Here is a 23,905-nt window from a genome sequence, read left to right as displayed (position 1 = left end):
TAAATCATTTATTGCATCATTTGTTTGGCTTGTTCCTGACGGAAAGCACGTAAAATCTGCTGCCCTGCACGTCCTGTTGGATTTAAGCCTAAACGGGTTTGCTCCTGACGAATGGCCTGACGGCTTTTATCACCAATCAATCCGTCAACTGCACCAATATCATAGCCACGTTGCACTAAAAACTGTTGAATTTCACGACGTTCCGCACGTGATGTACCAGGATCATCCGTTGGCCATGAGGTCAAGAATGGTGTACCGCCACGTAAACGATCTGATAAATGTGCAATCGCTAAACCATAGCTTTCAGCCGCGTTATAGCTATAAATCGCATCAAAGTTTTTAAAGACCAAGAACACTGGACCATTTGCACCCGCTGGCGAAATCAGTCCTGCTGGCGTACTGCCAGATAAATTACCTTGAATCAGTGCTGTACCATCTGCTCGGGTGACCCCTTGTGCAATCCAACTATTTAACGGCTTTTTATTACGGCGGCTTTCACCAGAAATCGACATACCTTGCGGAATTTTTACCTCAAAGCCCCACGGCATGCCTGTTTGCCACCCTGCCCGTTTTAAGAAATTCGCTGTAGAGGCCAAGGCATCTGTAGTACTAGAAACCAGATCACGGCGGCCATCACCATCAAAATCGACCGCTAAACGTTCATAAGTCGACGGCATAAACTGGGTATGACCAAAAGCACCTGCCCATGAGCCATAAAGTTGATCTTGGGTTAAATCACCACGCTGTAAAATACGCATCGTGGCAAAAAACTCACCACGGAAATAACTTTGACGGCGACCTTCACAACTTAAAGTCCCTAGAGCTTGTAATAAAGGATATTTACCCGAAATATCGCCATAATTACTTTCCACGCCCCACACGGCCACAACCGTTTCAGCAGGTACACCATACGCCTGCTCAACACGGTTCAATACAGCACGATGTTGGTTTAATTTTTGTTGTCCTGCCTGAACGCGCTCGTTATCCACAAGGCCAGACAAATAATCCCAGATCGGTGTCGAAAATTCAGGCTGATAATTTAATTTATCAATCACAGAATAATCGGGCGTTAAATTTTGCGTATAGCGATCATAAGTCGCGCCAGAAACACCCGATGCGATTGCTTGCGAACGCAAATTGGCAATACAGCCCTGAAAATTAGAATTTGGCGTATAATTACTGGCAACAGGTGCTGTAGTGGCTGGTGTCGAAACGGTTGCACCATTAATGACCAGCTCGGCATGCGCCTGATTGAAAATAGTAAATAAGGCAGTGCCTAGAAAAAAAGAAAAATGACGTTTCATGACTGAACCAAAACTTTTGAATTTAAATTTCCTCTCCACCTTAACACGCTATATGAAGATGTATAGTTTGGAAACGTAACTTTGAATTCATTTCTCAGTTTTTAAATTTAAAACACTGCTTTTAAATTCATAATTCTGGCTTTATTTTAAATTTAAAAGTTATCAACAAGTCCAATTTAAATTCAAAAACACAATACTGGATAACTCGACAGTTTAAATTTAAAAAACTTATCCACTTTTAAATTCATTTCTTCAAGTTAAACAGTGAGTGATTCAAATAAAACACCAAAAAACGATAAACTTTTATTTTTTATAGCATTATTTCATGGAAAATAGATATCCACAGCCCATGATTTAAATTTAAAAACCCAGTATTACCTTAATTTTTAAATTTAAAACAAGATCTCAATTTTGAATTTAAAACGCAAAATAACTTATCCACTTTTATTTAAATTCAAATAAACGACGCAATTTTAAATTCAAAATACCAAAAATAATTTATCCACAGCACCCTCATGTTTATTTTTTAAATTTAAAAGTGGCATAGAATGAAAAAAGCGATCCGAAGATCGCTTTTTTTAGCTATTGTGGATAAGTTTAGAGCTTCATATCTGCGGTTAATGCCAGTGGTACAGGTAAAATTTGAGCCAATTGACGGCATAAACCGGTTAAATCATCCGAATTATTCGGCATCAAGGTAATATGCCCCAGCTTACGACCTGTACGCTCAGACTTATTATAGAGATGTAGATGTGCACCGTTCAGCGCCAAAACCTCTTCAGATTTTGGATGTTGACCAATAATATTGATCATCACCGTTGGACGAATAACGTCAGTTGAGCCCAAAGGTAAACCAGCAACAGCACGAATATGGTTCTCAAATTGCGAACAAATCGCACCTTCAATCGACCAGTGACCTGAATTATGCACACGACATGCCATTTCATTGGCATAGAGGCCTTGTTCAGTCACAAACAGTTCAAGCGTGAGCACACCCACATAATTTAAGTGGTTCAACAAACGGGTAATATAGTCTTGTGCAATAGGCTGTAAATCAACGCTATTCGGTGCAGGCACAATTGAATGTGACAAGATGCCGTTATGATGATGATTTTCTGCCAGTGCCCAAGTTTTCACATCACCGTTTTGTCCACGTACCGCAATAATTGAGACTTCACGGCTAAATTTAACAAAGCTTTCAGCGATCAGGCTTTTTGCAGGGCCAAGTTCAGCCCAAGCCGTGTCAATTTGATCTTCAGTGCGTAATACGAACTGACCTTTGCCATCATATCCACCTGTCACGGTTTTTAAGACAATCGGTAAACCAAGGTCAGCAACCGCCTGTTTTAAGCTCTCTAAACTATCCACAGCACGATACGGCGCAACAGGAATGTTTAACTCATCAAACAAACTTTTCTCAGCCAAGCGGTTTTGTGCAGTTGCTAATGCAAGGCGAGGAGGGTGCAGGGTTTTGCTTTGAGTTAAAACATCCACATCCGCAACAGGCGTATTTTCGAATTCAAGACTAAATACATCTGCGCTGGCAATGAAATCCTGTAACCCCTGTGCAGACTGACTCGAGAAAACAGGGCCCAGAATCGCAGCAGGGCAATCCGTTTCCGCTTCAAAGAAGGTGCATTGAATATTAAGTGGCAATGCCGCTTGCGCCATCATGCGGCCAAGCTGTCCACCACCAAAAATGCCAATGGTTTTATTCATATCTATAACTCTTTTGCTCAGGCAAAGCCTTAAAACAACATTCTTACTCGTCTTCTTACGGAGCTTATGCTCCTCAGGGCAAAGCCTTAAAGCAATGCTTTAAGTTTGCTTATCCTCTTACTCGGACAAAGTCCTTGTCTTGCATTCGGGCAAAGCGTTGCTTTGCTTATCCTCATTCATGACCAGGAATGTTATTGCTCGATACTTTTTCTGTTTGTGCAGTACGGAAGTCCGCCACATTTTTAGCGATGTCTGGACGGGTTAAACCTAAAATCTGTGCTGCCATAATCGCTGCATTGGTTGCACCAGCCTGACCAATCGCCAAAGTACCTACCGCAATACCTGCTGGCATTTGCACGATTGAAAGCAATGAATCTACACCATTTAAAATCGATGATTTAACCGGTACACCCAATACTGGTAAATCAGTTTTAGCCGCACACATCCCTGGTAAATGCGCAGCACCACCAGCACCCGCAATAATCACCTGAATACCACGATCACGTGCTGTTTCAGCATATTCAAACAGACGATCTGGGGTACGATGCGCAGAAACCACTTCAGCTTCAAAAGGAACACCCAATTGTTTGAGCATGTTAGCGGTATGTTCAAGTGTTGCCCAATCCGATTGAGAACCCATGATAATTCCGACTAAAGGTTGGCTATCTGTTGCGACCGCATTCATTGGCTTTTCCAAAACATGATAAAAATAGAGAAGTATCTCGACTTACGCCAAGCACGAAGGAGTAAATTGGCAAATATTATAGCGGTTTTTTCAAGCATCCCCAACAAAAGAACGCGTGAACTAATTCACGAAAAATTAGCTCTGATTTCGAAATACAAAATAGACACAGCCCATTAAACACAGCATTGCCCAGATATAGTCCAGCTTAAAAGGCTGTTTAAACACAAAAATCATAAAGGGCACAAACACCATTAATGTCACAACTTCCTGAGTAATTTTCATTTCACCCAGACTCCAGCCATGCTGGTTGAGCAACTTGGTAGCAGGAATCATAAAACTGTATTCCAGCAGGGCAATACACCAGCTAAACAGGATCGCCTGCCAGATCGGCGCATCATGCAGGATTTTCAGATGCCCATACCATGCCAATGTCATAAAACAGTTGGAAATAATCAACAAACATAACGCTAAAAGAGTAGGGCTCAACATAATGTGCTTGTATCCAGATCAAGGGTGAATAGCAGAGAAGATATGCTTGCAAAAACCCTGAAATTTTAGCATTCATCTGTGCAATTAGAACTAAACAACAACAACGAATTTTGACTATCTTTTCCATGCAAGCCTTGATATCGTTGCGTTTGATTTTTATTGATAACGACAATCATACATACGATATCAGTGCTGTATGAAAAGCAGTGGAGAAGGCGCGTTATGCATCTGCATATTTTGGGTATTTGTGGCACATTTATGGGGTCTTTGGCTCTATTAGCACGAGATTTAGGACATAAAGTCACAGGTTCAGATGCCAATGTTTATCCACCAATGTCAACTCAACTCGAAAATGCGGGTATTGAGCTTATGCAGGGCTACGACCGTAGCCATTTACAGCCGCATCCTGATCTTGTGATCGTCGGCAATGCCATGAAACGTGGCATTGATGCGATTGAATACATGCTGAATGAAGGTCTCCCTTATATTTCTGGCCCACAATTTCTGGCAGACCATGTACTCCAAGGCAAACATGTGCTCGGTGTCGCAGGTACACATGGTAAAACTACCACCACAACCATGTTGGCTTGGGTACTAGATCAAGCAGGTTTAAATCCGGGTTTCTTGATCGGTGGCGTACCACTTGGTTTTAGCGAAAGCGCACGTTTAGGTGGTGGTCAATATTTCTGTGTCGAAGCTGATGAATATGATTCGGCATTCTTCGATAAACGTTCTAAATTCGTTCATTATCATCCTAAAACCGCGATTTTAAACAATCTTGAATTTGACCACGCTGACATTTTCGATGATCTTGCTGCGATTCAAAAGCAGTTCCACCATTTAGTCCGCACCATTCCAAGTGAAGGTCGTATTATTGCGCCAATTACTGAAACCAATATTGATGAAGTGTTGGAGCAGGGCTGCTGGACACCAGTGATTCGTACCAGTCTAGAGCCAAATGCGCAAGCCGCGTTATCTGCCGAATTGATCAGTGCGGATGGTAGCCACTTTAAAGTGCTTGAACAGGGCAACGTGGTCGGTGAAGTGAAATGGAACATGACAGGGCAGCACAGCGTTGCCAATGCCTTAGCGACCATTGCTGCTGCACAGCACGTGGGTGTTAGCCTTGAACAGGCGTGTGAAGCACTCTCCAACTTCGGTGGGGTAAAACGCCGTATGGAGCTGTTAGGTACGGTTCGTGGTATCGAAGTTTATGATGACTTTGCCCATCATCCAACTGCAATTGAAACGACACTAGACGGCGCGCGTAAACGCTTAGGTGAACGTAAACTTTGGGCGATCATTGAGCCACGTTCAAATACCATGCGTATGGGCAGCCATAAAGATGGTCTGGCACATTCAGCCCGTTTAGCGGATGAAGTAATCTGGTATCAACCTGAAGGTCTGGATTGGGATTTACAACCTATCATTGCAGCGTCATCAAACAAGGCAGAAGTCAGCCGCTCACTGGATGACATCATTGCCCGCGTGGTCAATGAAGCAGGTGAGGGGGATGCTGTGGTGATCATGTCGAATGGTGGTTTTGGTGGTTTACACCAAAAGTTGATTACGGCTTTGTCGTAATTAAAGTCAACACTTTCTGAAAAACTATTGTCTTAACGGAGTCTTGCAAGTTCTTATCTAATTTCTGGATCAGCCTGCGGCTCGCCCTACTTTTCTTTCGGGAAAAGTAGGCAAAACCTGAGGGGCGAATAGCAAAGATTAATAATCTTTGCCGTACCGTAAGGTGAAAGCTATGCTTGAGCAACAAACTACGCACTTTGTTTGTCTTGCGCTAACTCAAAGCTTTAAACGCTTTAGTTAGCTCAGGTTGCAGATGACGTTTACGCGTATCATCTTTCTTGTCGAACTCAGATTAAATTAATTTCTTGCTGATATTTACTATTGTGACGGCGGCATGGATGCCGCCCGTTGGACTGTGGTATAGGGATATACCATCAGTCCAACAAAAGATTTTTGTTACTTTTCATCTTTGAAAAGTAAGGAAACGCCTATACCCAAACAAGTCGACTATTCAGCCTATATGAGGCTGTGAAAACTTGCCAAATAGAGATATTTTCCATCCATTTTTAAATTGTAATCAACTCAGTTTATTCACCAATTTTAACGGCAAAATCTTCATTGCTATGCCCATTGGCAACCAAGGCCACTGCGGCACATACGCCTTCACAGGCTCTTTCTCAATCGCCTTCACCAACGCCCGACTTCCTGTTTTCTCATCCACTTCAAAAGGCAGTTTCTTAGCACCTTCATTCAATTCAGTGCGAATATAACCAGGGAAAATCGTCGAAACTTTAATTGGTGTGCCCAACAACTCCGCACGAATGCCCTCTGCCAAATGCGCCACCGCTGCTTTACTGGCCGCATAAGTCGACAAATGCTTCGGTAAACCACGCATCGCACTCATGGAGGAAATCACCACCAAATGCCCTTTGTTTTGTGCTCTAAAAATTTCAACTGCCGCTTCGCATTGCGCCAAGGCAGAAATAAAATTGGTTTCCGCCGTAGCCCGATTCACCTCAAAATGCCCTTTGCCAATACGGCGGCCATCACCGACACCGGCATTGACAATAATACGGTCAATGCTGCCAAATTCTTGCTGAAAAGCTTTAAACACCGTAAACACATCATCATAATGGGTCACATCAAGGGTCTTGATTTTGACCTGAACTGAGAACTGGCTTTGCAACTCCTGTTGTAACGCTTGCAGACGCTCTAAACGTCGTGCACAAAGCGCCAGATTGTAGCCTTTGGCTGCAAATTCACGCGCCATACCTGCGCCTAAACCCGAACTTGCACCTGTAATTAAAATTGTTCTTGCCATTTCCGCCACCTATTCTTGTTTAAATCCATGTGAGAAGTTCTGCATCATGTGTTTTTAAATAATGATGTTCATTAAAACTCAGTAATTGCAAACGCCCATCTACCCAACGCAGCGTGCTAATACTGGCATTGGCAATCGACCAGTTCAGCGCAAAGATCTGTTTCGCATCTAAACCCAGGACCTTGCCAACTGCCACTGAAATGACACCACCAGAGCTGAATACAACCGCCTGACGCTGTTGTGTCGCATCAAGCTGCTGACATAGGTCGTGCAAAGCGCTTTCTACACGGCTTTGGAAACCTAACCATGTTTCATGATACTCATGGTCATATTGCTCTCCAATCCAGCGCTCAATCGCCCCATCAAAGATTTTCGCCAGATAGGCACGTGGGTTTTCAACTTGTGCGACATCCTGCTTGAGTAATTCAGGCTGATTAAAGCGTGGTTCATATTGAGAAAACACATGTTGATGATCAAACTCATTCCAGCTGGATTCAGTTTGAATTGATACATCTGCAAAACCTTGCGCTAAAGCGAGTTGCGCCGTTTGTTGATGACGCTGCATTGAACCCGCCACCACCAAGGGTGAAGATTTCAAAGTTTTATTAAGAAACTCACCCGCCGCTAGTGCCTGTTGCTCACCTTTTGCAGAGAGCAGGTCATAGCTAGCTGCTCCAAAGGAGGCCTGCCCATGTCGCACCAGATAAATTGTGCTCATCCTTTTAAAATTTCCTTCAATTTTGCGCCATATTCAGGAATTAATTGCTGGGCTTGTGTATCTTCTTGTGCAATCAATTTTAGGGCACGAATATGCAGGGCATGAATCAGGATCCAGAAATCTTTAAAGGCTGGATTATCGGTTTGCTGATGGTAATAACGGTAATAGATTTGCTGCGCGATCACGGCTAAACGGAATAAACCAAATACTTCATAAAATGCCCAGTTATCAGGCTTTAAACCTGTTTTTTCCAGATAATAATCCACCACTTGCTGACGTGTCAGCATGCCTTTCAGATTGGTTGGTTGACGGCGACTGGATTTCATCAATGCATCGTCATCTTCCTGAATCCAGTAGGCGAGGGCGCTGCCCAGATCCATTAATGGATCACCGAGCGTTGCCATTTCCCAGTCCAGTACCCCAATCACTTGAGTGGGTTGTTGTGGATCTAAAATGACATTATCAAAACGCCAGTCATTATGAATCACACAGGTTTTTGAATCCGCAGGAATATGTCGTTGCAACCATTCACGCACAAACGTGAAATCAGGTACATTCGGTGTCAAAGCTTTGCTATAACGTGCATCCCAACCTTCGACCTGACGGCGGCAATATCCTTCACCTTTGCCTAGTTTTTCCAGCTCTGTACCTTGATAAGGCACTTGATGCAGTTCAATCAGTTTATCCAGAACATTCAGGCACAGTTGCTGGACTTGCTGTTCATCCAGCTGTAATTCTTTGGGTAAATTGGCACGTGGAATAATGCCTTCAATCCGCTTCATCACATAAAAATCACAGCCAATCACGCTATCATCCTGACACAGCGCGATCATTTCAGGCAGTACAGGGTAGAATGGTGCGAGATACTTCTGCACATTGTATTCACGTGCCATATCGTGCGCTGATTTGGCCTTGGTGCCTTTCGGTGGACGGCGTAGGATCAGATCAGCATTGTCATACGCTAAACGGTAAGTCCAGTTAGATGCGCCACCTGAATATTGGGTGACTTTTGCCTGTCCTTGCAAATTCACACCCTGATTTTTTAACCATGTTTCAACCGCTGCAATGTCCAGTTCCTCACCGTGACGAACCTGACCACCAATATCAATTACTGCCATTTGCTTTTATCCTTATCCACGACCATAGCCACGTTTTTTGAGTTCTAATTTAGCAATCATGCCTTTATGGACTTCATCAGGTCCATCGGCCAAACGTAAACTTCGCGCCTGAGTAAAGAAAGCCGTTAACGGTGTATCACGGGAAACCCCTTCGCCGCCGTGGATCTGAATCGCCATATCCACCACATTTTGCAAGACGGTTGGCGCAACCACTTTAATGGCGGAAATTTCAGTTAACGCCGCCATATTGCCTTGCGTATCCATCTTATAGGCGGCGTATAAGGTCAATAAACGCGCCTGATCGATCTGCACACGCGCATCGGCAACGCGTTCCAGATTCCCACCCAGCTTGAGTAGTTCTTTGCCAAATGCCTTACGCGACATGCCACGGTCAATCATCAGTTCCAGCGCTTTCTCTGCCGCGCCAACACAGCGCATACAATGATGAATACGCCCAGGGCCTAAACGGCCTTGCGCAATTTCAAAGCCTTGTCCTGCACCACCAATGAAGTTGCTGACAGGCACGCGAACATTGTCAAAACTGACCTGTCCATGCCCATGTGGTGCATCGTAATCGCCAAACACAGGCAACATACGTTCAATAGTCACACCTGCGGTATTGACCGGTACCAGCACCATAGAATGCTGGTGATGACGGTCTTTGCCTGGGTCAGGCGTATAAGCCATAAAAATAATGATTTTGGCATTCGGATCGCCTAAACCTGATGACCACCATTTGCGTCCATTCAAGACAATTTCATCACCCTCTACCACTGCAGTCGCCTGCATATTGGTTGCATCGCTGGATGCTACCGCAGGCTCGGTCATACAAAAAACTGAACGAATCTCACCATTGAGTAGAGGTTGTAGCCATTGCTGTTTTTGCGCATCGCTACCATAGCGCCACAACACTTCCATATTGCCGCTATCGGGTGCATTACAGTTGAATACCGTTGGAGCAAGCAGGCTACGTCCAGTCAGTTCAGCAATGTGTGCATATTCCTGAACCGATAAACCCGCGCCTAGCTCAGCATCAGGTAAGAACATGTTCCATAAGCCCGCTGCTTTTGCCTTATCTTTCAATTGTTGTAATTGTTCAGGCCATTGCCATTTGGTCCAGTCACCATCGACATTGAGGCGATGTACCTCATCCCAGAATGTTTTTTCAACGGGTTCAATTTCTTGTTGGATAAACGCTTGCGTTCGTGCAATAAAATCCTGCGCACGCGCTGATAATGCAAACATCCTTTTCTCCCTCAATATAAAATTTGGCGAAAGCTGATTCGCTGCTTTACATCACCATAAGCGAAAATTTATTATGAATGAAATGATTTTATTTTATTCAAAACTATGAATCAGATTCATAATAGTAACCCGCTGGAAGTGGGACATTTTCATCGTATTGATATTAATTTATATCCGCTTTTTATTGCGATTTTTGAACAGAAGAGCATTTCTAAAGCGGCACAATTGCTGTGTATCAGCCAGTCTGCGGTGAGTCATGCCTTGCAGCGCTTGCGTAGCCAGCTTGGTGATGAGTTATTCGTGCGCAGCGGTCAAAAAATGCTGCCTACACCGTATGCTGAGCAAATTTACCAGCCGATTCAAACCGCATTATTAACCATACAAAGTATTGCCGTGCCGCAACAGGACTTTGTGCCTGACATGTTGCAGAGCTTAAAGATCGCCATTCATGACGAAATTGAGCCGATTATTTTTCCGCAGTTGGTGCATCATTTTGCGCAACTGAATCTGGACATCCAGTTCCTGAGCTCCAAACTGGATCGTAAAAACATGCTGGCGGATCTTTCTGCTCAACAGATTGATTTTGTCATTGATCTGGTGCAACCGTATCAGACCAGCTTACAGTTTGAAAATCTGATTGAAGACCATTTTGTGGTGTGTACCCAGCAGGAAAATATGGATTTATCGTTGTATTTGTCTTCACCGCATATTGGGGTGTCTTCACGGCGTACTGGGATTCTGCTCGAGGATATTTATCTTAATCGGCAGCAATTATCTCGCCAGATTTTCCTACGCTGCCAGCACTATGCAACGGCGTTACAGATACTGAATCATTATCCCAACGCCATTCTGACCATTCCGCAAAGCATCCTCAAACATTTGCATTATTCCAAAGCTTTACACATCCATCCTTTGCCAATCGAGCTGCCTCAAATCAATATGGGCATGTATTGGCATGAAAACGTGAAACATAACCCACGCCATCAATTTTTACGGACGGAAATCCTGAAAATTTTTTAGATCATCGTTGCTGATGAATATTTGCACATTATTTAAAAGTATGTAATTCTATACGCATATTTGGATATGAATATCCATACAGAATATGTTGACAAGGGGAGTAGCCTCCTCCAGACCTAAGCGCTGAATGCCTTAGGTGTCAGAGCTTCGTCATTACACTTTGCAAAAAGTCGGACTCTGAGCATCACAATCCATCGTGGTGTAGGCAAGACCTTGATCATGTTGAAACAGATGTATTAATTCATCTGGCAACTGGTCGAGGTTTTTTTATGTCCATTTGCCAGATAGGGAGTTGTGATGGAAACTATCGGTAATTTATGGCTCTATGTCGCATTCTTCGGTCTCGTTACCGTGATGCTACTGGTCGACTTTTTAGGCTTTAAACAAAAACAAAATCAGGACGTGCCAATCAGACAGGCAGCCTACTGGAGTATTGCCTGGGTCAGTGTTGCAGTGATTTTTGGTGGTGGATTATGGTTTTATCTACAGCAAACCGTAGGTGCAACCATTGCAAACCAGAAAACCATGGAATACTTCGCAGGTTATCTACTGGAAAAATCGCTGGCAATTGATAACGTCTTTGTCTGGCTGATGATTTTCGCAGCTTTTGCGATTCCATCTGCATATCAACGTAAAATCCTGCTTTACGGCGTACTCGGCGCAATCGTGCTCAGAACCATTTTTATCTTTATTGGTGCGTGGTTTGTGCAAGAGTTCTCTTGGGTGCTGTATATCTTCGGTGCCTTCCTGGTCTACACAGGCTTTAAATTCCTGAAAGGTCAGGATGAAGAAGACACCAATATTGAAGATATCAAGTTACTAAAATGGTTACGCAAACATATGCGTATCACGCCACAGCTTGAAGGCAACAATTTCTTCGTTCGCCAGAATGGTGTGTTATGGGCAACGCCTTTATTTTTAGTTTTGATTTTGGTTGAAGCATCTGACGTGATCTTCGCGGTGGATTCCATTCCTGCAATTTTCGCCGTGACCAGTGATCCGTTCATTGTTTTAACTGCAAACTTGATGGCGATTTTGGGTTTACGTGCGATGTTCTTCTTATTGGCAGGTGCTGCATCGAAAATGCATTATTTACCGTATGGCTTGGGCATCATCTTATTGTTCATTGGTGCAAAAATGTTATTGCTCGATGTGTTCCATATGCCAATCTGGATCTCGTTAGGCTTTATTGTTCTGGTATTAAGCATTACCGCTTATCTATCGTTACGTCACAATAAGCGTCAAGCGCAATAACACATGGAATATAAAAAGGGCCTGCATTGCAGGCTTTTTTTATTAGGGAAATAAATCAATCGTGCGGGCAAGGGGAGTCATTGATTGTCCTGTTTAATCACAGTTCCAATCTCTTATTTTTTTACACTTCATCTATCCCATGATCCCACCCTCTAAAATGAGGAAGAGCGGTGTATAAGTCACATTTATATACCTTTTAAGCACGTTAATTAGCCGAATAATCCAGTAAATTTGGCAAAATCAGGTACAATCAACCGAAAAAAGTAAAATTGTAGGTTGTTATGACTTTGGCTACTCCAACCACGGTGATTCGTGGTCGCTTCTTAGATATTCAAAAGACCGTTTCTCAAGCCACTGAAATTGCCGATCAAGTCCGTTATATCGAAGACGGCGTAATGATCACTGAACAAGGTAAAATTCGCTGGTTTGGCACGTGGAACGACGCTCAAGCCCATCTTCCTGCAAACGTTGAAATTCAGCATTATCCAGAACAATTGATCATCCCGGGCATGATCGATACACATATCCATTTCCCACAAACCGAAATGGTCGGTGCCTACGGCGAACAATTATTAAGCTGGCTCAATACCTATACGTTCCCGACTGAAATTCAGTTTAAAGACAAAGCTTATGCCCAAGACATAGCCAAGTTTTTTGTCAATGAATTGCTTAAAAACGGTACCACCACTGCATTGGTGTTCTGTACGGTACATCCTGAATCTGTGGATGCTTTATTTGAAGCCGCAGCACAGCACCAGATGCGTTTAATCGCAGGTAAGGTGATGATGGATCGTCATGCACCAGAAGCGCTGTGTGATACCGCAGAGAGCGCCTATGATGATTCTAAAGCCCTGATTGAGAAGTGGCATGGACAGGGGCGTGCTTTATACGCGATTACGCCACGTTTTGCGCCAACGTCTACACCAGAACAACTGGAAAAAGCAGGGCAGCTCAAAGCGCAATATCCTGATGTTTATGTGCATACCCATTTAAGTGAAAACAAAGATGAAATCGCATGGGTAAAAGATCTATACCCTGAGCAGGACGGTTATCTGGATATTTATCATCATTATGGCTTAACTGGTCAACGTTCTGTATTTGCGCATTGCGTACATCTGGAAGATGCAGAATGGAAATGTATGCATGAAACCAACTCTGCGATTGCCTTCTGTCCGACTTCAAACCTGTTCTTGGGCAGTGGATTATTCCCGTTGAAAAAGACGTGGGAACAGCAAGTAAAAGTCGGTTTAGGCACTGACGTTGGGGCAGGGACTTCATTTAGCCTGTTGCAAACCGTGAATGAAGCGTACAAGGTTCAACAGTTACAAGGCGATAAACTTTCTGCTTTTGAATCACTGTATCACGCGACACTCGGTGGTGCGAAAGCACTAGATCTGGATGAGAAACTCGGTAACTTTAACATCGGTAAAGAAGCGGATTTCGTGGTCTTGAATACCCAGCCAACCGCATTACAACAACTGCGTCAGTCACGTTCAAAATCGGTTGAAGATAGCTTATTTGCTTTATTCACCATGGGCGATGACCGAAATATTGAGGCGACTTACATCTATGGACAAAAAGCCTATAGCCAAAACTAAATTTTTAAACAAACAAAGACTTGGGTGGCTATGTATCGCGATTGGATGTGCTGTTCTACTTAAACGTGACAGCTCATCTGCTCAAAATGAAACACTTTCTTCGTCATCAAAAGGTGCATGAAAAGTGATTTTGTTTTAAAATTGCCAAATTAGCTCAAGATTTCGAGGTGTTGCAGGTCAACACCTTTTTTATTTTCCCGTTTTTAAGTTTTTAGGAATCTACCGATGACCATTGCAATGCGCATTATGATTTCAAGTGAAGAGATTCAAGCCAAAGTTAAAGAACTTGGCGACAAAATCAATGCACACTATGCTCAAAGTGATAAAGAACTGGTACTGATCGGCTTATTACGTGGTTCAGTCATTTTTATGGCAGATTTATGCCGTGCAATCGACAAACCACATGAACTCGATTTTATGACCGTGTCTAGTTATGGTGGTGGAACCGTTTCCTCTCGTGATGTCAAAATTTTAAAAGACCTTGATGGCGAAATTCACGGTAAAGATGTACTTGTGGTCGAAGATATTATCGACTCAGGTAATACGCTAAGCAAAGTGGTTGAAATGCTTAAAACCCGTAATCCAAACTCAATTGAATTATGTACTTTAGTGAGCAAGCCTTCACGCCGTGAAATTTCTTTAGATGTAAAATTTCTGGGCTTTGAAGTCGAAGACCGCTTTATTGTAGGCTATGGCCTCGACTTTGATCAAAAATATCGTCACTTACCATTCATTGGTGAAATCGGTATCTAATCAAATCTTGCTATTCACACCTCAGAATAGGTGAATAGCATAGATCCATGTTTATCTTGCGCTCGGATAAAGTATTCATTTGCTTTATCTTGGCTCAAGTGCGAAAAGCAGCTTTTTTATTGATACTTTAATCAAATCCTCCCAAAGCTTGCACAAAAATACGACATAACTCAGTAATCCACTACAGACAAAGTCAGCTCAAATCAAGCAGGATAGAAAGAAATATCACTTTTAAAACAAGGAGAAAGACAATGTGGTCTCTAATTGTGGCAATCGTCGTTGGTTTTTTTGCTGGTTTAATCGCACGTGCTTTACATCCTGGTGAAGATAAAGCAGGCTTCATCGTAACGACCTTATTAGGTATTGCGGGTTCATTATTGGCAACCTATGGCGGTCGCTTACTCGGCTTATATGGTGAAAATTCGGCGGCTGGTTTCATTGCCTCTGTGGTTGGTGCCATCATTATTTTATTTATCTACAATCTGGTCACCAAAAAAAGCTAAAACGTATTCAATTAAAGCGCCCAATTCATTTATCGCAATGGATTGGGCATTTTTATTTATAGATCGAGTTCTTTCCAGATCATTTGAATTTCTTCAGCACTTCTTGCACCGACCATTTTAAATCCATTTCCAAAAATCAGGGTCGGGGTTCCATCTACACCTAATTTTCGACCAAGCTGCAAATTACGCTCAATCGGATTCGCACAGGTTTTTGCTTGTGGCTGTACATTCTTCTGGATCAGGTTTTTCCAAGCATAGGCTTGATTGGCGTCACACCAGACTGATTTAGATACAGCAACCGATTGCGCTTTTAGCGGATAAATGAAGGTATAAATCGTTACATCATTCAGCTTATCCATCTCTGCTTCTAACTTCTTGCAATAAGAACAGTTTGGATCTGAGAATACTGCCAATTGACGCTTACCATTGCCTTTGACGGTTTTAATGGCATCTTTGAAAGGCAACTGTTTCCAGTCTACCGTGTTTTGCTGAATCACGAGATCCTTGGTCAAATTTTTCTGGTCTTTTAAGCGAACCATTGACCCGATAAACATGTGTTGGGCACTTTCATCCAGATAAATGATCTGATTATCCAGACTGGCACTGTATAAACCATTCATTGCAGTCGGTTGAATGTTGGTGACCTGAATATTGGGATATTGTTGACTCAAATTGCTTTTTAACGTCTCTACATTGGCAAAGCTCATGGCAGAAACACAACTGAATAATGAGAAAATCCCAATTTTTTTTAACATGTCCAACACTCGAATACAAAAATCAGCGGCTATTGTAATGACTAATGCAGCAGCAAACAGCTCAGCTTACTCAGCAACAACCAAAATTCAACCGATACGCGCGATGTTTCACGTGGAACATGCCTGATATGAGAAAAACGAGATTTACACGGCTCGCGAGCTGCATTTTTAGTAAGAAATTGACATTTTTTTTCACATCACATTGAAATAGCAGCATTAAATTAAAAACCTGCTAGATCAATCGAGCCATGTTTGAAATAATTCCTAAGCAAGAGATGAAATGTGGAAATTATTGAGCAAACATTTGGGGTGTTTTTTAGGCTTAATGGTCTTGGCTTATATTTAAAAAACCACATAGATCATTATTTTAATTGCAATTTTTAAATCAAATCGCAACAAACCATCTTATTATTCAGATTCAGGTAGATTGATGTATAGCGCAGAATTACTCGAAGAAGCCAAAACATTTATGTTTCATATGCTGACCAAAGTAGTGGAATACGGCGGTTCAGATTTATTTATCACCGCAGATTTTCCACCCAGTATTAAATTACAAGGACTTATGCGTCCACTCGGGCAACAGGAACTCACTGCCGATAAAACCAAACTCTTCGCGTATAGCTTAATGAATGAAAAACAGCGCCAAGAGTTTGAAAATGAATGGGAATGTAATTTTGCAATCAATGTTCCCAATGTTTCACGTTTTCGTGTCAATGTGTTTAAACAACAGCTACAGATTGGCATGGTCATTCGTACCATTACCTCGGAAATTCCAACCTTTCAGAAGCTAAAGCTGCCTGAATCGCTTAAACATGTGATTATGGAAAAACGTGGTCTGGTTCTGGTTGTCGGTGGTACAGGCTCAGGCAAATCAACCTCTTTGGCGGCCATGATTGATCACCGCAATGAAAACTCAGCGGGGCATATTATTACCGTTGAAGATCCGGTTGAGTACGTGCATAAACACAAAAAATCCATGATTACCCATCGTGAAGTCGGTGTTGATTGTCATTCATGGCAGCATGCCTTGAAAAATACCTTACGTCAGGCGCCCGATGTGATTCTGATTGGGGAAATCCGTGATACGGAGACCATGGAACATGCGATTGCTTTTGCGGAAACAGGACATCTTTGTCTAGGGACCTTACATGCCAACAATGCCAATCAGGCACTCGACCGGATTATCAACTTCTTTCCAGAAGAACGTCGTAACCAGTTACTCATGGATCTTTCATCCAATATGAAAGGCATTATTTCTCAACGTTTGGTACGAACACAGGATGGCAAAGGTCGCCGGGCGGCGATTGAAATTCTGCTCAATACACCATTGATTTCAGATAATATTTTAAAAGGCCAGTTCCACGCACTCAAAGAGATTATGAGCAAATCGCGAGAGCTGGGGATGCAAACCTTCGATCAAGCTTTATTCGATCTCTACAACGAAGGTGCTATCAGTTATGACGAGGCTTTACGTAACGCCGATTCAGTCAATGAATTGCGTTTACAGATCAAACTCAAATCCACACGTCAGGAAGGTGCACCGGTTGCCATGATGACTGCATTAAACGTCGTAGCAGAACCAAAAGCTGAGGAAGAGCAAACTGCTGAAGAGAAGGAATAAAAAAATGGCTTGGATTGCACACCAATCCAAGCCATGAATATTTGATTTAATTGATTATTTACCAATACAAAACGAACCAAAAATCTTGCCGAGCAAATCATCGGCACTAAAATCACCTGTGATTTCACCCAATGCATTTTGTGCCAGACGCAATGATTCTGCCACCAGTTCACCTGCGTTAAACACAACAAGTTGCTCACGTGCCTCTGCAAGATAGCGCTGAGTGCGCTTCATTGCGTCTAAATGGCGTGTTCTGGCAATAAAGGTGTCTTCCTCAGGCTGGAAGCCTGCATGGGCTGTAATCGCATCTATGAGCGCCTGAACACCCATATCCTGTTTGGCAGAGACACTGATATGACGGAAGCCCTGATAATCACTTAAAGTCGCGTCCTGACCGGTTAAATCGCATTTATTGCCAATCAGCAGTAAACGTTTCGGTTCAAGATGATCAGCAAAATATTCACGCGCCAGCTGTAACGGTTCATCGCCTTGGTTTAAATCGTAGACCAGCAGTAATAAATCGGCCTGTTCAATTTCTTTAATCGCACGACGAATCCCTTCCTGCTCAACGATATCGCCTGTTTCACGTAAACCAGCAGTATCGGTTAAGGTAATCGGCAAGCCATTCAAACTGATCTTTTCATGCAATACATCGCGGGTCGTTCCCGCAATATCGGTCACAATAGCCCGTTCATGGCCCGCCAGCGCGTTTAACAGGCTAGATTTTCCCGCATTAGGCTTACCCGCGATGACCACCTGCAAACCTTCACGTAACAGCTGTCCTTGACGTGCAGACTGCTGTACGGCCTTAACCGAATCCTGTACATCATCCAGCAAAGCTAAAATCTTGCCATCAGCAAGGAAATCAATTTCTTCTTCTGGAAAATCAATTGCAGCTTCAACATGCAAACGCAAGTGAATCAGCTTTTCTAAAACGGTATTAATTTTGGTTGAAAAGGCACCCTGTAATGAACGAACCGCTGAACGTGCTGCGGCCTGTGAGGTGGCATCAATCAAATCGGCGATCGCTTCGGCTTGCACCAGATCCATCTTGCCATTTTCAAAGGCACGCATGGAAAACTCACCCGCCTTGGCAGCCGTTGCACCCAGATCAAGTAAACGGGCTAATAACGCATTCTGAATGACTGGACCACCATGCCCCTGTAATTCCACCACATCCTCACCTGTAAACGAATGAGGATTTGGAAAACACAGCACAATGCCTTCATCCATCACTGAACCATCCGCGTCATAGAACTGACGGAAGCCTGCCATGCGGGCAGCAGGAAGACTTTTCTGAGTCAACTGTTCAGCAATGGCATAAGCTTTAGGGCCAGAAAGTCGAATCACGCCCACACCACCACGACCTAATGGGGTAGCAATCGCAGCAATTGTGGTTTGATGTTGCATCTTAAATTCACCTAAAAAACACAAGGGTTATGAAACAGGAACCCTAAATACAGACAAAGAAAAATCCGCTTAAGATTACCATCTTAAGCGGATTTATTCAGTAAAAGTTCGAACTTAAGAACTCGATTCAACCTTGTTGAGACGGTCTTTTTCGACACCTTTGTTAATAAACCATTGTTGCAAAATGGTAATACTGTTGTTGACGATCCAGTAAAGCACCAAACCAGCAGGGAAGAACAACATGAATACCGTAAACATGATTGGCATGATACGGAAAACTTTTGCCTGCATAGGATCAGTAGGTTGTGGATTCAACATTTGCTGAACGAACATGGTCACACCCATGATCAACGGCAAGATAAACCATGGATCCATTGCTGATAAGTCTTGAATCCAGCCTAACCATGGCGCATGACGAAGTTCAACCGATTCCATCAATACCCAGTACAAGGCCAAGAAAATCGGCATTTGTAACAATAACGGCAAGCAACCAGACAATGGATTGACTTGTTCACGTTTGTATAACGCCATCATTTCTTGAGAGAAACGCATACGGTCTTCACCAAATTCTTCTTTCATGCGTTGCATTTCTGGTGCAATCACACGCATTTTCGCCATTGAGCGATAACTTTTTGAAGAAAGTGGCCATAAAATCAATTTTACCAAGATCGTCAATAAGATAATTGACCAACCCCAGTTTCCAATGATGTTATGGAAGAACTGTAAGCCCAAGAACAATAATTTTGCAATTGGCCATAACCAACCGTAATCTACAGTTTGATTTAAACCAGCAGCTAAATCTTTGAGTTCGGACTGAATTTTTGGACCAGAATAAAGTTGTGCATCCACTTCCATTGACGTACCAGCAGGTACATTGATCACTGGAGAGGTGAAGCCCATGATATTCATATGATCAGCAGACTGGCGCGATTCCAGTTTAGCGACATATGGTTGACCATCAGCTTGGGTAAGTTTTAGATTTCCAGGAATCCAGGCACTGACGAAATAATGCTGAACCATGGCAACCCAGCCGCCTTTGGCTTCAACATTCAATTTTTCATCATTAAAATTGCTGAATTTCAACTTGTTATAATGCGCGTCTGGCGTACCCCATGCGCCACCCAGATAAGTTCCAAGGGTAAAGATACCTTGAGAAGATTTACCTGGATCATCAGAATTGTCACGCTTTAACTGACCAAACATTTGGCCTTGCCAGTTTTGCTGACTACGGTTAACAACCTGATGTTTCACTGTAATTGGGTAATCACCTTGCGTGAAGGTGAACGACTTGATCACTTCCACACCTTCAGGTGTTTTAAATACCAATGGCACAGTCAACACTTGATGTGTCTTACCATCTTTTGCTGCAACGCTCTTCGCATCTGCCAACGTATATGCTGTTTTTTCAACATCATACATCGGGCGTCCGCTACGGCTGCTATCTGGTCCATTTAAACCAATTAAACCAGATTGAGCGACGTAAGTACGTTTCGCATCACTTTCCAGCATGACAAACGGCTTATCGCTGTCTTTGCTTTCATCATGGCTTAACAATTCAATACGAACAATATCACCACCTTTAGGATTGATCCAAAGATGATAAAGATCAGTTTGTACTGAAATCAGTTGCTGACTCACAGATGGTGTTTCTGTGGTTTGTGATGCAGTCACATTTGCTTGTGGCAAGTCTGAAGCCGCTGTTGCATTTTGAGCATTTGGCAAATCTGCAGATACATCATGTGCAGTGACAACCGCCGCTTGTTGTTGCGGTGCTGGTGCAGCATGACCATAGTCTTTTTGCCAAGCCAAAATAAGCAAATATGCGGTAACAAACATGGCTCCAAGAATTGCAAATCTGGCCCATTGTTGCATATCTATTATCCCAAATGATTAGAGAGATTTTGCTTGAATAAACGATCACGAAAGGGTACAGCAACGTGATGCATTTGAGAATCTATTTGATGAAACGAAATAAAACGAAGTGCTTTGCGGGGGACTGGATCATAGCCTGAACCACCCCAAGGATGACAACGGCAAATTCGCTTAGTCGATAGCCATACACCTTTGACCGCCCCATGCGTTTGTAAAGCTTCAATTGCATATTGCGAGCAAGTGGGAATATAGCGACAACGAGGACCCAATAATGGACTAATTGCAATTTGGTAACATCTTATCAACCAATGAAGTAAACGTACCATTGGAGATCTCTAATTTTGGAGGGATGTCACAACGACTTTGGAATGCTTCTTTGCTAAGCGTTGTAATTTTTGCCAAGCAAAATCTAATTGTTGATGTAATTCTTCATTTGAGATTGCTTCTATACCTATTTTAGGCATCACCACAATATCGATATCAGCATTAAATTGCGCTTGATGTAAACGGAAGCTCTCCCGAGCAAGACGTTTTATTCGATTTCGTTCATGAGCACGACGTACCTTTTTTTTAGCAACGACAATACCCAAACGGCTGTTAGGCTGTTCGGTTAATTTTGCTAAAAAAAGGAAATGGGGCTGATGCACTTTAAAAAGCGCACCATCAAATACACTTTTATAATCAGCAGCACAACGAATACGAGATTCAGTACTGAAACTGTAAAGTGTCATCACCCAAGTCTGGTCAGCTTAACAGTATTAAACAGTTAAGCTATGACGACCTTTTGCACGACGACGAGCTAAAACTTGACGACCTGCTTTAGTAGCCATACGAGCGCGGAAACCATGAACGCGTTTACGCTTTAATTCAGATGGTTGGAAAGTACGTTTCATTTCGAAACTCCAAAATGATCTTTCTATAAAGGTCCGCGATTTTATTGTGCAATGTTTACGCTGTCAATGAAAAATCAAAAACTTTACATTTTGTTTGTTCTGTTTTGAAGCAATACGCCTACGCGTAGAGAAGTACTTTTATTGAAAACAAAAAATATACACAAGCTATCTCTTTATATTATATCAACATTCAGCTATATTCACAGCTTAATACCACAGTTATCAACAATTCAGGTTCTAATTTAAATTTAATTCTTGGATTTTGAATTTAAATTTCGATATGCTCGTTTATCCACAATTTGGTCGAACTCTATAAGTAAATTCAAATTTTAAAATTTAAATTTATTCTTATTAGGGTGGATTTATTCTGTGGAAAGTGACGTTTTTCTATAAATAAACAAATAGTTACTTTGTGGATAACCATGTTTTTATCAATTTTATAGATTGTGGATAACTTAAGGGTTAAAATTATCCACAGCTTGTGCAAAAAGTTATACACAAGTGGTTTTGAATTTAAATTTATAAACGACTGCTTTCTTTTTCAGCAAAAGTCCCATAAATTGGCCTGACAGATGTGGATAACTTGGTTAGAATGGCGACCCCTTCGAAAGATGGGGCTGGTGATTTTTATTTTTTGAATTTAAAAATGGATATATAGGGGATGCACATGCTCTGGACAGACTGCTTAACTCGCTTGCGACAAGAGCTATCTGATAACGTCTTTGCGATGTGGATTCGTCCTTTAGTTGCCGAAGAGGTTGATGGTGTGATGCGTTTATACGCACCGAACCCTTATTGGACACGTTATATTCAAGATAACCATTTAGAATTGATTTCAATTCTTGCTGAACAACTGTCTGAAGGTCGCGTACGTCAGGTTGAGATTTTGGTCGACTCTCGTCCAGGTACGATTTTGTCTTCTAACGAACAACCAGCAACCACAACTGCAGCTTTAAGTAGTGCACCGACCGTTACCGCCGTGCCTGTTAAAGCCAAAAAAGAATCTGATTTGGTTCAACCCAGTCAAAATGTCACTAAAATACCGAAGAAAAGACAACTCAATCCGTTATTTACATTCTCTTTGTTTGTTGAAGGCCGTTCTAACCAGATGGCTGCTGAGACTTGTCGTAAGGTATTAACCCAATTAGGTGCATCTCAGCACAATCCTTTATTTTTGTATGGCCCAACAGGTTTGGGTAAAACACATTTGATGCAAGCGGTAGGGAATGCGCTGTTACAAGCCAAACCCAATGCACGTGTGATGTATATGACCTCGGAAAGTTTTGTACAAGACTTTGTCAGTTCATTACAGAAAGGTAAGGTTGAAGAGTTTAAGAAAAATTGTCGTTCTTTAGATTTACTCTTGGTCGATGATATTCATTTACTTGCTGGTAAAGAAGCAAGTCTTGTTGAATTCTTTTATACTTTCAATGCTTTACTAGATGAATCTAAGCAAATTATTTTAACGTCAGACCGTTATCCAAAAGAACTCACCGAACTAGATCCACGTCTGGTTTCTCGATTCTCTTGGGGACTTTCAGTTGGTGTTGAGCCGCCTGATATTGAAACCCGTATCGAAATTTTGCTGAAAAAAGCTGAAAATAGTGGTGTAGATTTACCTCGCAACTGTGCTTTGTTTATTGCGCAACAAGTGGTCGCAAACGTTCGTGAACTTGAAGGTGCATTGAACAAAGTTGTGGCAATTTCACGATTTAAAGGTACCGCCATCGATCTGGATGTGGTGAGAGAGTCATTAAAAGACGTTCTGGCGATCCGTGCCCGTACCATTAGCGTGGAAAACATCCAGCGTGTGGTGAGTGAATACTTCCGAATTCCGTTAAAAGAACTGATTGGGCCAAAACGTACCCGTATTTATGCAAGACCACGTCAATTGGCGATGGGATTGGCGCGTGAATTAACGGGAGATAGTTTTCCCGAAATCGGAATGGCCTTTGGTGGGCGAGATCACAGTACCGTGATGCATGCCTGCGAAAAAGTGGTCAGCTTGCGTGAAGAAGATCCGATTTTTAATGAAGATTATAAAAACTTACTTCGTTTATTACAAAGTTAGGCCTGAGCATAATCTCGGCTGACTCAATTTTC

The 23,905-nt window shown here is 42.5% G+C and carries 22 protein-coding genes; 8 read left to right on the top strand and 14 right to left on the bottom strand.

Annotated features, from left to right (window positions below; translation table 11 throughout):
- Positions 1-8: 8 nt before the first annotated feature.
- From AWW72_RS08550 to AWW72_RS08535, 4 genes are all read right to left on the bottom strand, one after another.
- Positions 9-1,304, bottom strand: coding sequence for a lytic murein transglycosylase (locus AWW72_RS08550; protein WP_047432910.1), 1,296 nt, complete (start codon positions 1,302-1,304; stop codon positions 9-11).
- A 597-nt stretch (positions 1,305-1,901) separates the two neighbouring features.
- Complete coding sequence (locus AWW72_RS08545) at positions 1,902-3,023, bottom strand: 5-(carboxyamino)imidazole ribonucleotide synthase (RefSeq protein WP_062847060.1); 1,122 nt, start codon at positions 3,021-3,023, stop codon at positions 1,902-1,904.
- 172 nt (positions 3,024-3,195) lie between these two features.
- Positions 3,196-3,708, bottom strand: coding sequence for a 5-(carboxyamino)imidazole ribonucleotide mutase (purE, locus tag AWW72_RS08540; RefSeq protein WP_005260369.1), 513 nt, complete (start codon positions 3,706-3,708; stop codon positions 3,196-3,198).
- A gap of 135 nt (positions 3,709-3,843) precedes the next feature.
- The gene (locus AWW72_RS08535) at positions 3,844-4,197 is read right to left on the bottom strand and encodes a DMT family protein (protein ID WP_005186310.1); all 354 of its coding nucleotides are present in this window, start codon (positions 4,195-4,197) and stop codon (positions 3,844-3,846) included.
- A 222-nt stretch (positions 4,198-4,419) separates the two neighbouring features.
- On the opposite strand from AWW72_RS08535, the gene mpl reads away from it, so the two are divergent.
- Positions 4,420-5,781, top strand: a complete 1,362-nt coding sequence (gene mpl, locus AWW72_RS08530; protein ID WP_005260367.1) for a UDP-N-acetylmuramate:L-alanyl-gamma-D-glutamyl-meso-diaminopimelate ligase — start codon at positions 4,420-4,422, stop codon at positions 5,779-5,781.
- 517 nt (positions 5,782-6,298) lie between these two features.
- On the opposite strand, the gene AWW72_RS08525 is transcribed toward mpl, so the two are convergent.
- From AWW72_RS08525 to AWW72_RS08510, 4 genes are read right to left on the bottom strand one after another with little or no spacing between them, the layout of a single operon-like run.
- A complete protein-coding gene (locus AWW72_RS08525) occupies positions 6,299-7,042 on the bottom strand; it encodes an SDR family oxidoreductase (protein WP_062847059.1) in 744 nt (247 codons plus the stop codon).
- A 19-nt stretch (positions 7,043-7,061) separates the two neighbouring features.
- Positions 7,062-7,760 (bottom strand): histidine phosphatase family protein, encoded by a 699-nt coding sequence (locus AWW72_RS08520; RefSeq protein WP_062847058.1) that lies wholly within the window; start codon positions 7,758-7,760, stop codon positions 7,062-7,064.
- Positions 7,757-8,878, bottom strand: coding sequence for a phosphotransferase family protein (locus AWW72_RS08515; protein WP_062847057.1), 1,122 nt, complete (start codon positions 8,876-8,878; stop codon positions 7,757-7,759). Before AWW72_RS08515 ends, AWW72_RS08520 begins: the two co-directional genes overlap by 4 nt.
- Positions 8,879-8,890: 12 nt before the next feature.
- Complete coding sequence (locus AWW72_RS08510) at positions 8,891-10,123, bottom strand: acyl-CoA dehydrogenase family protein (RefSeq protein ID WP_062847056.1); 1,233 nt, start codon at positions 10,121-10,123, stop codon at positions 8,891-8,893.
- A gap of 105 nt (positions 10,124-10,228) precedes the next feature.
- Between AWW72_RS08510 and AWW72_RS08505 the strand changes: the two genes are divergently transcribed.
- The 5 genes from AWW72_RS08505 to AWW72_RS08485 all read left to right on the top strand — a co-directional run bounded on the left by AWW72_RS08505 (position 10,229) and on the right by AWW72_RS08485 (position 15,251).
- On the top strand, positions 10,229-11,143 hold the full coding sequence (locus AWW72_RS08505; protein ID WP_062847055.1) for a LysR family transcriptional regulator: 915 nt from the start codon (positions 10,229-10,231) through the stop codon (positions 11,141-11,143).
- Positions 11,144-11,440: 297 nt separating this feature from the next.
- Complete coding sequence (locus AWW72_RS08500) at positions 11,441-12,397, top strand: TerC family protein (protein ID WP_062847054.1); 957 nt, start codon at positions 11,441-11,443, stop codon at positions 12,395-12,397.
- Between the two features lie 281 nt (positions 12,398-12,678).
- Positions 12,679-13,995, top strand: a complete 1,317-nt coding sequence (guaD, locus tag AWW72_RS08495; RefSeq protein WP_062847053.1) for a guanine deaminase — start codon at positions 12,679-12,681, stop codon at positions 13,993-13,995.
- Positions 13,996-14,220: 225 nt separating this feature from the next.
- Entirely contained in the window at positions 14,221-14,748 is a 528-nt protein-coding gene (gene hpt, locus AWW72_RS08490) for a hypoxanthine phosphoribosyltransferase (protein ID WP_062847052.1), read from the top strand.
- 251 nt (positions 14,749-14,999) lie between these two features.
- On the top strand, positions 15,000-15,251 hold the full coding sequence (locus tag AWW72_RS08485) for a GlsB/YeaQ/YmgE family stress response membrane protein (protein ID WP_004776487.1): 252 nt from the start codon (positions 15,000-15,002) through the stop codon (positions 15,249-15,251).
- A 56-nt stretch (positions 15,252-15,307) separates the two neighbouring features.
- On the opposite strand, the gene AWW72_RS08480 is transcribed toward AWW72_RS08485, so the two are convergent.
- Positions 15,308-16,006 (bottom strand): DsbC family protein, encoded by a 699-nt coding sequence (locus tag AWW72_RS08480; RefSeq protein ID WP_062847051.1) that lies wholly within the window; start codon positions 16,004-16,006, stop codon positions 15,308-15,310.
- 430 nt (positions 16,007-16,436) lie between these two features.
- On the opposite strand from AWW72_RS08480, the gene AWW72_RS08475 reads away from it, so the two are divergent.
- Positions 16,437-17,627: a PilT/PilU family type 4a pilus ATPase gene (locus tag AWW72_RS08475; protein WP_062847050.1), complete on the top strand. Its 1,191-nt coding sequence runs from the start codon at positions 16,437-16,439 to the stop codon at positions 17,625-17,627.
- 54 nt (positions 17,628-17,681) lie between these two features.
- Here AWW72_RS08475 and mnmE read toward each other — a convergent pair whose 3' ends face one another.
- The 5 genes from mnmE to rpmH form a co-directional block, all read right to left on the bottom strand.
- Positions 17,682-19,037 carry a tRNA uridine-5-carboxymethylaminomethyl(34) synthesis GTPase MnmE gene (mnmE, locus tag AWW72_RS08470; RefSeq protein WP_062847049.1) on the bottom strand — a complete coding sequence of 452 codons (1,356 nt, stop codon included), beginning with the start codon at positions 19,035-19,037 and terminating at the stop codon, positions 17,682-17,684.
- 114 nt (positions 19,038-19,151) lie between these two features.
- On the bottom strand, positions 19,152-20,909 hold the full coding sequence (gene yidC, locus AWW72_RS08465; RefSeq protein WP_004776493.1) for a membrane protein insertase YidC: 1,758 nt from the start codon (positions 20,907-20,909) through the stop codon (positions 19,152-19,154).
- Positions 20,910-20,914: 5 nt separating this feature from the next.
- On the bottom strand, positions 20,915-21,235 hold the full coding sequence (gene yidD, locus AWW72_RS08460; protein ID WP_004660550.1) for a membrane protein insertion efficiency factor YidD: 321 nt from the start codon (positions 21,233-21,235) through the stop codon (positions 20,915-20,917).
- Between the two features lie 9 nt (positions 21,236-21,244).
- On the bottom strand, positions 21,245-21,640 hold the full coding sequence (rnpA, locus tag AWW72_RS08455; protein WP_005260345.1) for a ribonuclease P protein component: 396 nt from the start codon (positions 21,638-21,640) through the stop codon (positions 21,245-21,247).
- 27 nt (positions 21,641-21,667) lie between these two features.
- Positions 21,668-21,802 carry a 50S ribosomal protein L34 gene (gene rpmH / locus AWW72_RS08450; RefSeq protein WP_000831329.1) on the bottom strand — a complete coding sequence of 45 codons (135 nt, stop codon included), beginning with the start codon at positions 21,800-21,802 and terminating at the stop codon, positions 21,668-21,670.
- Positions 21,803-22,469: 667 nt separating this feature from the next.
- Between rpmH and dnaA the strand changes: the two genes are divergently transcribed.
- On the top strand, positions 22,470-23,873 hold the full coding sequence (gene dnaA, locus AWW72_RS08445; protein ID WP_004776496.1) for a chromosomal replication initiator protein DnaA: 1,404 nt from the start codon (positions 22,470-22,472) through the stop codon (positions 23,871-23,873).
- Positions 23,874-23,905: the final 32 nt, after the last annotated feature.

It is taken from the genome of Acinetobacter sp. NRRL B-65365, assembly GCF_001605865.1.
GTDB lineage: Bacteria > Pseudomonadota > Gammaproteobacteria > Pseudomonadales > Moraxellaceae > Acinetobacter > Acinetobacter vivianii.
Note: the sequence above shows the minus strand (reverse complement) of the source record. Positions and strands in the feature narration are given on the sequence as shown.

Bases quoted from the DNA above. Each gene is read 5' to 3' on its own strand.
- mpl (WP_005260367.1), top strand. From the start codon at position 4,420: ATGCATCTGCATATTTTGGGTATTTGTGGCACATTTATGGGGTCTTTG.
- AWW72_RS08525 (WP_062847059.1), bottom strand. From the start codon at position 7,042: ATGGCAAGAACAATTTTAATTACAGGTGCAAGTTCGGGTTTAGGCGCA.
- AWW72_RS08545 (WP_062847060.1), bottom strand. From the start codon at position 3,023: ATGAATAAAACCATTGGCATTTTTGGTGGTGGACAGCTTGGCCGCATG.
- guaD (WP_062847053.1), top strand. From the start codon at position 12,679: ATGACTTTGGCTACTCCAACCACGGTGATTCGTGGTCGCTTCTTAGAT.
- hpt (WP_062847052.1), top strand. From the start codon at position 14,221: ATGACCATTGCAATGCGCATTATGATTTCAAGTGAAGAGATTCAAGCC.
- AWW72_RS08550 (WP_047432910.1), bottom strand. From the start codon at position 1,304: ATGAAACGTCATTTTTCTTTTTTTCTAGGCACTGCCTTATTTACTATT.
- yidC (WP_004776493.1), bottom strand. From the start codon at position 20,909: ATGCAACAATGGGCCAGATTTGCAATTCTTGGAGCCATGTTTGTTACC.
- AWW72_RS08505 (WP_062847055.1), top strand. From the start codon at position 10,229: ATGAATCAGATTCATAATAGTAACCCGCTGGAAGTGGGACATTTTCAT.
- AWW72_RS08480 (WP_062847051.1), bottom strand. From the start codon at position 16,006: ATGTTAAAAAAAATTGGGATTTTCTCATTATTCAGTTGTGTTTCTGCC.
- AWW72_RS08510 (WP_062847056.1), bottom strand. From the start codon at position 10,123: ATGTTTGCATTATCAGCGCGTGCGCAGGATTTTATTGCACGAACGCAA.
- AWW72_RS08535 (WP_005186310.1), bottom strand. From the start codon at position 4,197: ATGTTGAGCCCTACTCTTTTAGCGTTATGTTTGTTGATTATTTCCAAC.
- AWW72_RS08500 (WP_062847054.1), top strand. From the start codon at position 11,441: ATGGAAACTATCGGTAATTTATGGCTCTATGTCGCATTCTTCGGTCTC.
- AWW72_RS08520 (WP_062847058.1), bottom strand. From the start codon at position 7,760: ATGAGCACAATTTATCTGGTGCGACATGGGCAGGCCTCCTTTGGAGCA.
- mnmE (WP_062847049.1), bottom strand. From the start codon at position 19,037: ATGCAACATCAAACCACAATTGCTGCGATTGCTACCCCATTAGGTCGT.
- AWW72_RS08475 (WP_062847050.1), top strand. From the start codon at position 16,437: ATGTATAGCGCAGAATTACTCGAAGAAGCCAAAACATTTATGTTTCAT.
- rnpA (WP_005260345.1), bottom strand. From the start codon at position 21,640: ATGACACTTTACAGTTTCAGTACTGAATCTCGTATTCGTTGTGCTGCT.
- purE (WP_005260369.1), bottom strand. From the start codon at position 3,708: ATGAATGCGGTCGCAACAGATAGCCAACCTTTAGTCGGAATTATCATG.
- AWW72_RS08485 (WP_004776487.1), top strand. From the start codon at position 15,000: ATGTGGTCTCTAATTGTGGCAATCGTCGTTGGTTTTTTTGCTGGTTTA.
- dnaA (WP_004776496.1), top strand. From the start codon at position 22,470: ATGCTCTGGACAGACTGCTTAACTCGCTTGCGACAAGAGCTATCTGAT.
- rpmH (WP_000831329.1), bottom strand. From the start codon at position 21,802: ATGAAACGTACTTTCCAACCATCTGAATTAAAGCGTAAACGCGTTCAT.
- yidD (WP_004660550.1), bottom strand. From the start codon at position 21,235: ATGGTACGTTTACTTCATTGGTTGATAAGATGTTACCAAATTGCAATT.
- AWW72_RS08515 (WP_062847057.1), bottom strand. From the start codon at position 8,878: ATGGCAGTAATTGATATTGGTGGTCAGGTTCGTCACGGTGAGGAACTG.